Here is a 9117-nt window from a genome sequence, read left to right as displayed (position 1 = left end):
GCCTGGCGTCGTTCCAGAGCGTCTACACCGCGCAGTGGGGCTACCTGATGGCCGCATCCGCGGCGGTGATCGCACCCATCATCGCCCTGTTCTTCTTCCTCCAACGCTACTTCATCGAAGGCGTCACACTCACCGGCATCAAAGGCTGACACTCTCGCGATGACGACGGCATTCGCAGGCGCACGGGAGCGGTCACCCCGGCGATTGAGAACCAGTGCAGGATCAGCAACTTGGCGTGGTAGCGAGCCGGAGTGAGGAGAGACGATGGTTGTGATGACGCCGCATGAACGGCGGCGAGACCGCGCGACGGGGGTCCTTGAACGCCCCTCCTTCGCGGACGTGACGCTGGGCGAGGGCGTGCTGTACGAGCGTTGTGCTCTCAATCTGACTTACCTGGAGAGCCTCCGGCCGGAGAACCTGCTACGTCCGTACCTTTTCGAGGCGGGCCTCTGGAGTTGGTCTGGAACACTTGAGCCGACGGCCGGATCGGCTGCCCCTGCGGGTCCCCAGACATGGCATTGGGGTTGGGAGGCGCCGACGTCGGAGCTGCGCGGCCACATCCTGGGCCATTGGCTGTCGGCGGCTGCCCAGCTCCGCCGTCAGCGCCCGCGCCTCGATGCCACCGCCGACCTGATCGTGGCGGAGCTGGCAAGGTGCCAGCACTCCAACGGTGGTGGGTGGATCGCGCCGTTCCCCGAGAAGTACCTGGAGCGGATCGCTGCCGGCCATCGGGTGTGGGCGCCGCAGTACGTCATCCACAAGCTGCTTGCCGGGTTGTTGGACATGGCCACCCTTGGCGGCAACGAAACTGCGTTCGAGATTGTCCGTGCCGCGGCGAACTGGTTCGACAGCTGGACCGGTGGTTTCAGTCGTGAGCAGCTCGACGACATTCTGGACTGGGAGACCGGCGGGATGCTGGAGGTCTGGGCGGGCCTTTACGGGCTGACCGGCGAAAGCACGCATCTGGCGTTGATCGAGCGCTATCGGCGCGGACGATTCTTCGAACCCCTCCTGGCTGGCGAAGACGTGCTCACCAACAAGCATGCCAACACCCAGATCGCGGAGATCCTCGGCTGCGCGAGAGCGTACGAGGTCACCGGCGATGTCGAGTGGCGACGCATCGTGGAGGCATTCTGGGATCAGGCGATCATCAGCCGCGGGACGTACATCACCGGCGGCAGCAGTAGCGCCGAGATCTGGCAGCCGGCCTTTCAGCAAGTGGCACGGCTCCACGACGTACAGGAGCACTGCACGGTATTCAACATGATGCGGGTCGCCGACTACCTGTATCGCTGGACCGGCGAGTCCGACTACGCCGCATACTGGGAGCGGAACCTGATCAACGGAGTCCTGGCACAGCAGAACAGGCAGACCGGAATGGTCGCCTACTTCCTCCCTCTCGAGGCCGGAAGCCACAAGCGATGGGGCCATCCCACGCGTGACTTCTGGTGCTGCCACGGCACGTTGATGCAAGCGCACGCCAGCTATCTCGGCGCCGGGATCCACCTCGACGGTGCTGACCTACGTCTTGGACAGTACGTGCCGGCATCGGCGACCTTGAGCACTTCGGTAGGGCGTGTGGAGATCACGATCTCCCCCGACCCACGGAGTGGTCTGGTCTTCGGTCAACGGCGCACTGACGAGGGTTACCAAGGCATCCAACACCTGCACGTCCCCCCGGCACCCGCAGAGCGTCCGTCAACGTCGCTGATCCGGATCAGGGTGCGCACCGAGCGGCCCGCCACCTTCGCTGTAAAGCTGAGAGTGCCGGACTGGGCCGTCTCGACGCCAACCCTCACGATCGACGGGCAAGGTGTCGCCGGCAACCAGGACGGCGACTTCCTCATACTCCGCCGCCGATGGTCCGACGAGATGATCGAGGTCGGCTTCACCTCCGAGCTCAAGGCACACCCACTACCCGGCCAGCCCGGCAGTGTCGCCTTCACCGACGGGCCAGTCGTTCTGGCTGGCCTGGTGGAGGAGGAACGAGCCCTCGTCGCGGATGTGCGCAACCCTCAAGCCGTGCTGCGGCCTGACCGCGAACGGGGGCACAGCTGGTGGAGCGCCCACACCTACCGGACGCAAGGGCAGGATCGAGGTTTCCGGTTCATCCCCCTTCATGAGGTCACCGACCAGACCTATTCGATCTACTTTCCCATTCGCCCTGCTTGACGGTGCGTTCGGCTCACCGCAGGCTCCTCGCGCTCGGTGTCAGCTCCTTACGCCCACAGCCACCGTAGCGACTCGGGCAGGATCGCGCCGCCGTGCTTGCCGTCGTGGGCGCCCGTGCCACCAACGAATGTGTAGTCGTATCCCCGGAACTTCAGCGCGGCCGCCATCTGCTGGTTGGCGAGCCACCAGTTCCCGGCTGGTGTGTCGAGATCGTTCTCGCCGTCCTGCAGGAATACTTTGATGTCGCGCTTGGCCCATTTCCGGATGTAGGTGGGATATTCGTGGCCGCCGCGGATGTCGGTGAAGCTGCCGATGTGGCTGAGCACCCGGTGGAAAGCATCCGGCCGCTGCCAGGCCACGGTGAACGAGCAGATGCCGCCGGAGGACAGCCCGCAAATGGCGCGCTGTTTGGGATCCGGAGAGATCCGGCAGGTCTTCTCGATTTCGGGAATCATCTCCTCGATCAGGAAGCGCGCGTAGGTCTCCGACATCGAGTCGTACTCGAGGCTTCGATTGGTGCTCTGCCACGGTGTCGCGGGCGGTGCCTCGCCGGCGTGGCCGGGGTTGATGAAGAGGCCGATCGTGACCGGCATGTCCCCCTGGTGGATGAGGTTGTCGAACACGACGGGGACGCGGAACTGGCCGTCCTCGGCCAGATAGGCATGACCGTCCTGGAACACCATGAGAGCGGCCGGAGTGTCCGCACGATACTGCGCGGGCACGTAGAGCCAGTAGTCACGGACGGTTCCGGCGAAAATTTCGCTCTGCCACTCATGGTGGGTCACTTCGCCCCGCGGCACGTCCGCCTGAGGCTCAGAATCCTTCGTGTACGCGTACTCCATCAGCGCGACTTCCCTTTCCCAACCTGTCGGAACGACACTCGACGTCTCCGCCGACGCCAGCCTGACCTCAGGCGCGGAGTCTGTCCAGGGCGCCACGTGAAGTCCGCGTCCGAAGCTTGGCCGACGTCAGCCGGCGCCAATGACACCATCGGATTCGAATGTTTCGGTCGCGTCCGCGGACGGAAGATTCCTTGACACGTTCAGATTGCGGATCTCATACTCCAAGCCGACCTCCGACGTCATGGGGCTCTGGGCGCGTGACACACATCGGTGTCCGCGTCCAGATGGGGAGAGCCGGTCGTCGCGACGATCCGCGAGGTCGAATCGCCCAGCAACCCGCTGCCGAACGACGTCGTCAAGCCCGCCTTGCCCCAGAGGAGGTCGCTGTGCTCAGGTCGCCCGCTCGGATGAAAAGGACTCTCGTCACCGTCGCCGGTGTTTCGGCCCTGGCTCTCGCACCAGCGGTCGTCGCCACGATCGGGACGTCCGCCAAGGCCTCCGTCACCACAGCGACCAGCGGCGACCGGGCAGCAAAACGCGACGGGTTACGCGACGTGGGTCCGCGACGCGTACGCATCGGTAGTGCTGTCGCGGTCGATGCTTTGCGTGATGACTCGTCCTACCGGGAGACGCTGGCGCGGGAGTTCAACTCCGTCACCGCCGAGAATGCCATGAAGTGGCAGAGCCTCGAGCCGCAGCAAGGCGTCTTCACCTTCGGACCCGCCGACGAGATCGTCGACTTCGCCGAAGACCACGACCAGGCCGTCTACGGCCACACCCTCCTGTGGCACAACCAACTCCCCACCTGGCTCACCGACGGAGTCGCCTCCGGCGACATCACCGACGACGAACTCCGCGCGATCGTCAAGGACCACATCCAGACCGTGGTCAGCCACTACAAGGGACGCGTCGAAGCCTGGGACGTCGTCAACGAACCCATGGCCGACGACGGCAGCCTGCGCCAATCGATCTTCTATCAACACCTCGGCCCCAACTACATCGCCGACGCCTTCCGCTGGGCACACCAGGCCGACCCCGACGCAAAGCTGTACCTGAACGACTACAACGTCGAATGGTCCAACCCCACCGACGGCGACTTCGACCACTACCAACGCCACACCGGCTACTACCAACTCGTCAAGAACCTCGTCGACGCCGGCGTCCCCATCGACGGCGTAGGAGTCCAAGGCCACTTCTCCATCAACGGCTACATGAGCCGAGTCACCGAGCCCTACGACCTGCCCCACCTGGCAGCCAACCTGCGCAAATTCTCCGACCTCGGACTCAAAACAACGATCACCGAAGCCGACCTCGGCATGCCCATGCCACCAGACTCGGTCAAACTCCACGCCCAGGCCTACGGCTACACCGCCCTGATGCAGATGTGCCTACAAACACCAGGCTGCGAGCGCTACACCGTCTGGGGCTTCACCGACAACTACTCCTGGATCCCCGGCCACCGCGCCGGATGGGGAGCAGCCACCCTCTTCGACACCACCTACCAACCCAAACCCGCCTACCAAGCACTCCACGCCACCCTCACCCTCGCCGGTCCCTGCGTTCACGACGACCTGCGAGAGACAGTGGTGGTCGGCAAGGTCGACAGCCGGGTGCGGAACCGGATGAACGCAGAGGGCTGCACGATCAACGACCTCATCCGCGACGACCGCGACTGGGAGAGCCACGACGCGTTCCTGCAGCACGTTCAGGACGTGACCAGCGCACTGGTCGCGTCGAAGCTCATCAGCCTCGGAGAGCGGGAACTCATCATGGACGCGGCCGGCCGGTCGGACGTGGGGCTCTAGGAAAGGCGGCCCAGTTGACGGTGCGAAAGCGTGCTATCGGACCAGTCGTCTGACTGCGAGTTCGGCGAGCAGCGCGGCTGCGTCAGGGAGCACGGTGTCGTCGAACGCGGCTCGTGGTGAGTGGTTGGCGGGCGCGGTGTCGGGATCGTCGCTGCAGCAGGCGCCGAGGAAGACGTACGCGCCGGGTACGCGTTCCAACACCCTGGAGAAGTCCTCGGCTCCGGTGAGCGGGTTGGCCAGCTCGTCGAACCGCTCCTCTCCAAAGACCTTGCGGATGGTTTCGGCTGCGAACTGGTGCTCGGTGTTGTGGTTGACGGTGGCCGGGTACTCGCGGGTGAAGCGCACGTCGGCGCGCAGTCCGTGTGCGGTCGCGATCTCCTCGCACAGCCTCACGGAGTGTTCGGCTACCTGGTCCAGTGCCTTTGCGGAGAAGGTACGGATGGTGGCCTCGAACGAAGCGTCGTCGGGAATGATGTTGCGGCGCGTACCGGCGTGGAACGACCCGATGGTGACGACTACCGGGTCGAAGACGTCGAATCTGCGGGTGACCATCGTTTGCAGCGCGGTCACCATCTCGCACGCGGCCGGCACCGGGTCGAGCGCGGTGTGCGGGGCGGATCCGTGGCCACCGGATCCGACGACCCGAACGAAGAGACCGTTGGACGCCGCCAGCAAGGTCCCGGGCCGAGACGCGAAGACACCTCGGGGGACGAGCCCCGACAACACGTGCAGGCCGTACGCCGCCTCGACAGGTCTGCCGGCCGCCTCGAGCACGCCTTCCTCGATCATCAGGCCGGCTCCGTCGAAGCCCTCCTCGCCGGGCTGGAACATGAAGACCACATCGCCGGCGAGCTCCTCCCGACGGGCGCAGAGAAGATGGGCGGCGCCGACCAGCCCTGCGGTGTGGAGGTCGTGACCACAGGCGTGCATGACGCCCTCGTGGCGGGACGTGAACTCCTCGCCGGAGAGTTCAGTCACCGGCAGCGCATCCATATCGCCGCGGAGCAGAACGACCGGTCCGGGCCGGCCGCCACGCAGGACCGCGGTGATCGACGACAGGCCGGTGCCTGTGCTGATCTCGAGCGGCAGGTCCTCCAGTGCGGCCAGCACGTGCGCCTGGGTCTTGGGCAGGTCCAGGCCGATCTCGGGGATCTGGTGCAGCTCGCGGCGCAGCGCGGTCAGCTGGTCGGCAAGCTCGAATGCGTCGTCTCGAAGGCTCATCGGGTCTCCCTGTCGCCGGAGTCGAGCGGTCATCCACGCAGACGGGAACGATCCTACGGCGAACGATGTCGCGATCGTCGGTCCGAGAGAGATGAGCATGCAGAGCACATGAACTGATCGTTCTCGAATGACTCGTGGCGACATCTGTATGGTTTCCACGACCGATGGTCACACCGAGGACCAGACCAGCACGGCATCCCTGCTTGGCGGAGGAGACGAGCCACGTCAGGGCACCGGCCAGGATCGGACGGTGTACAGGGCTTCTGTGGATGCTTGTCCCAGTCGTCCGGCCGCGCGGATCGGTGCTGGTTGCCGGGTCCTCCGGCGCGGGAGGAGGCGAGTGCTAGCTCGAGAATCTCGACCACGTCGCGTCCCTGCTGCGCGGTGACCGGGAGCGGAGGGACGTAGCGTATCGCGGGATGCAGCTGCTCGTAGAAGTCGTCGCAGCCCCGCAGGTTTCCGTTGCCGGTCACGATGCGACCCGGACACCAATGAGACCGTGCATTCCTCAAGGCGGTCGGTACAGCTGCGTTTCTCAGCGGTTGCCAATTCTCAGAAGGGGCGGCTCTCCCGATGAAGATTACTGAAGTGGTTCCTTGGCTCGTCAGTTCGACGGCTTCGTCCTGGGGCGAGTTCTTGTTCGTCGAGGTGCGGACGGACGAGGGGACCAGTGGGTGGGGCGAGATTACGACCACCACGCGCACGGCGAACCGCGGGATCGCTGCAATGGTCCGGCAGACAAACGACCTGCTCGTAGGGGACGATCCTGCCAGGATAGAAGGCGTCTGGAACAAGCTGTTCCGAGCATTCACCTATATGGGTAGCCGCGGCGCTGGCACGAACGTCGTCAGCGCGATCGACATCGCCCTATGGGACATCCGGGGCAAAACACTCGGCCAGCCGGTCTGCGACCTGCTGGGAGGCCCGGTCCGCGACGACCTACTGATCTACACTCACCCAGACCAGAGGCGCTTCGCGACTCGCGACGGCGTGGTCGACGAGATCCGCAGGATCGTCGACTCCGGGCACACCGGCATCAAGGTGGACCCGTTCCCCCACGCACCGGGCGTCCCTCGGGCCAACGACCAATACCTCGACGGCAGTCTCAGCCGCGCCGACGAGCGGCAGGCCATGGAGTTGGTCACATTGATCCAAGAGACCGCCGGTCCCGATGTCGAGATCCTGATCGACGCCCACGGCCGGTTCGACGTTCCCACGGCAATCAGGCTCGGCCAGGCACTCGACCGGATCGGCGGCATCCATTGGTACGAGGAACCGGTGCCGCCGGAGAGCTATCACGCGCTCAAGCAGGTCCGCGAGCGGGTGGGCACACCGATCTCAGTGGGGGAGCGGCTGCACACACGCTGGGACTTCGTACCAGTTCTCGAGAACCAGCTCGCCGACTTTGTGATGCCCGACGTTACCTGGACCGGCGGTATCTCTGAGCTGAAGAAGATTGCGACGCTGGCGGAGGCCTATTACGTGCCGATCTCACCGCACGACGCCGCCGGCCCGGTCAACCTCATTGCAGGTGGCCACGTGATGGCTACAGTGCCAAACTTCTACCGCATAGAGTCCAGTAGGTACGACCTTTCAGGTTACAGCGAATTTCTCGAGACGCCGCTGGACAATGCCAACGGCAGGTTGAAATTGCCCTCCAGCCCAGGGCTGGGAGTGGAGTTCAACCGGGAGTACCTTCGGGCACGCGCTCAGGACGGCTTCCATGGCTGACCTCACGCCCATCTCTAGCCGACTGGGGGAGCAGATGAAGATTACCGGCATCACGCCGTACGTCCTCGGAACAAACGGTGGCCGACCGCAGCTGCTCGTGAAAGTGGCTACCGACGAGGGTATCCACGGATGGGGTGAGTCTGGGTTAACAAGCCGTGAGCGGGCAGTGTCCGGCGCCATCGAGCACTACGCGGGTTTCCTTGTCGGTCGCGACCCCATGCAGGCCGGTGCGTTGTGGCAGGAGATGTACCGAAGCCAGTACTTCGAAGGCGGACGGGTGCTTGCGTGTGCGATGTCGGCGATCGACATCGCCCTCTACGACATCAAAGGAAAGGCGCTCGGTGTGCCCGTCTACGAGCTCCTCGGCGGTCGCCAGCGAGATCGAGTCGAAACGTTCGCGTCAGTTGGAGCCAGGGAGCTTCCCGAACTCCTCGAGCGCGCGCAGGCGCTGATCGAACAGGGATGGCGATGCTTGCGGCTGCCGATGAGCGGAGGTGACAGCGACGACCGTAGCGTCTACGACCCGCGCGCTTGCATACCACGCACGGCAGCCCGGCTTACGACAGCACGGGAGGCACTTGGCCCCGAGCCGGTGCTGGGAATCGACTACCACCACCGGCTGAGCGTGGCCGAGGCAGCATCCTTCTGCCAGCGAATGCCCGAAGGCACCCTGGACTTCCTCGAGGAGCCGATCCGAGATGAGTCGCCAGAGGCTTACGAGAGCTTGCGGACCCTCACGAATGTCCCCTTCGCCATCGGCGAGGAGTTCGCATCGAAGTGGCAGTTCCTGCCTTACGTCGAGCGCGGCATCGCACAGTACGCACGGCTCGACATCTGCAACGTGGGTGGATTCACCGAGGCGGTGAAGGTTGCCGGATGGTGCGAAGCGCACTATGTGGATCTCATGCCCCACAACCCTCTGGGCCCGATATGCACAGCCGCGATCGTCCAGTTGTGCGCAGCGATACCCAACCACTCCTGGCTAGAGTGCAGAGAGACTTCCGGCGAACGAAATACCTCTCAAGAATCTCCCGTTTTCATCGACCGGCTGCACCTTGACGGAGCTGCATACCCCGTACCCGACCGCCCGGGCCTCGGGATCGACGTCGATGAGGCACAGCTCAAGCTGGCCGTCACGGATCCGACCTATGAGGTACCCCACCTTCGAAGGCCCGACGGCTCTCACACCAACTGGTGAGGCGGCACTCCGCAACAGTGAACTGTGACCCGCGGCATGTTGGCTCGTTCGATCGGCGTCTCTCCAGACGAGTACGGCGCCCAGAGCGATGCTGCCGGTGGTCTCAACTTCCAGGACTGATGGTCTCAGTTACTTGACCCCGACGGGC

General features: G+C 64.6%; 6 protein-coding genes. 4 read left to right on the top strand and 2 right to left on the bottom strand.

The features are described from left to right. Positions 1-273: 273 nt before the first annotated feature. On the top strand, positions 274-2172 hold the full coding sequence (locus ABN028_RS29225) for a beta-L-arabinofuranosidase domain-containing protein (RefSeq protein WP_349698835.1): 1899 nt from the start codon (positions 274-276) through the stop codon (positions 2170-2172). A 47-nt stretch (positions 2173-2219) separates the two neighbouring features. On the opposite strand, the gene ABN028_RS29220 is transcribed toward ABN028_RS29225, so the two are convergent. Then, positions 2220-3014, bottom strand: coding sequence for an alpha/beta hydrolase (locus ABN028_RS29220; protein WP_349698834.1), 795 nt, complete (start codon positions 3012-3014; stop codon positions 2220-2222). 407 nt (positions 3015-3421) lie between these two features. On the opposite strand from ABN028_RS29220, the gene ABN028_RS29215 reads away from it, so the two are divergent. Next, positions 3422-4819 (top strand): endo-1,4-beta-xylanase, encoded by a 1398-nt coding sequence (locus ABN028_RS29215; RefSeq protein ID WP_349698833.1) that lies wholly within the window; start codon positions 3422-3424, stop codon positions 4817-4819. Between the two features lie 33 nt (positions 4820-4852). Here the strand turns inward: ABN028_RS29215 and ABN028_RS29210 are convergent, their stop codons facing one another. Beyond that, positions 4853-6040, bottom strand: coding sequence for a M20 metallopeptidase family protein (locus tag ABN028_RS29210; protein WP_349331402.1), 1188 nt, complete (start codon positions 6038-6040; stop codon positions 4853-4855). Between the two features lie 573 nt (positions 6041-6613). Here ABN028_RS29210 and ABN028_RS29205 point away from each other — a divergent pair. Both ABN028_RS29205 and ABN028_RS29200 read left to right on the top strand, forming a co-directional pair. Further along, positions 6614-7771, top strand: coding sequence for a mandelate racemase/muconate lactonizing enzyme family protein (locus tag ABN028_RS29205; RefSeq protein ID WP_349331403.1), 1158 nt, complete (start codon positions 6614-6616; stop codon positions 7769-7771). Further along, positions 7764-8969, top strand: coding sequence for a mandelate racemase/muconate lactonizing enzyme family protein (locus ABN028_RS29200; protein ID WP_349698832.1), 1206 nt, complete (start codon positions 7764-7766; stop codon positions 8967-8969). Before ABN028_RS29205 ends, ABN028_RS29200 begins: the two co-directional genes overlap by 8 nt. Positions 8970-9117 lie beyond the last annotated feature (148 nt).

Origin of the sequence: Actinopolymorpha sp. B17G11 (assembly GCF_040196095.1) — a bacterium.
Taxonomy (GTDB): domain Bacteria; phylum Actinomycetota; class Actinomycetes; order Propionibacteriales; family Actinopolymorphaceae; genus Thermasporomyces.
Note: the sequence above shows the minus strand (reverse complement) of the source record. Positions and strands in the feature narration are given on the sequence as shown.

Bases quoted from the DNA above. Each gene is read 5' to 3' on its own strand.
- ABN028_RS29225 (WP_349698835.1), top strand. From the start codon at position 274: ATGACGCCGCATGAACGGCGGCGAGACCGCGCGACGGGGGTCCTTGAA.
- ABN028_RS29220 (WP_349698834.1), bottom strand. From the start codon at position 3,014: ATGGAGTACGCGTACACGAAGGATTCTGAGCCTCAGGCGGACGTGCCG.
- ABN028_RS29215 (WP_349698833.1), top strand. From the start codon at position 3,422: ATGAAAAGGACTCTCGTCACCGTCGCCGGTGTTTCGGCCCTGGCTCTC.
- ABN028_RS29210 (WP_349331402.1), bottom strand. From the start codon at position 6,040: ATGAGCCTTCGAGACGACGCATTCGAGCTTGCCGACCAGCTGACCGCG.
- ABN028_RS29205 (WP_349331403.1), top strand. From the start codon at position 6,614: ATGAAGATTACTGAAGTGGTTCCTTGGCTCGTCAGTTCGACGGCTTCG.
- ABN028_RS29200 (WP_349698832.1), top strand. From the start codon at position 7,764: ATGGCTGACCTCACGCCCATCTCTAGCCGACTGGGGGAGCAGATGAAG.